Consider the following 287-nt stretch of genomic DNA (forward strand, 5'->3'; position numbering starts at 1 on the left):
ATGCTGGAGGTGCTGCGCTCCGATTTCGTCAAGTTCGCCCGTGCCCGCGGCATTCCCCGCTGGCGCATCTATTTCCGCCATGCGCTGCGCAACTGTCTGATGCCCGTCGTGACGCTGACGACGATGAATGTCGGCTCGCTCATCGCCTTTGCGCTCATCACGGAGACGGTGTTTCAGTGGCCGGGCATGGGCATGCTGTTCATACAGGCGGTGACATTTCTCGATATCCCCGTCATGGCGGCCTATCTCTGCATCATTTCCTTCATCTTCGTTGTCCTCAACACGTT

The 287-nt window shown here is 58.2% G+C and carries 1 protein-coding gene; it reads left to right on the plus strand.

Annotated elements, in window-relative coordinates:
* On the plus strand, positions 1 to 287 hold a 287-nt coding region (locus tag SB816_RS30970), incomplete at both ends, for an ABC transporter permease subunit (protein WP_410548114.1).

It is taken from the genome of Achromobacter sp. SIMBA_011 (assembly GCF_046535435.1).
GTDB lineage: Bacteria > Pseudomonadota > Gammaproteobacteria > Burkholderiales > Burkholderiaceae_B > Achromobacter > Achromobacter dolens.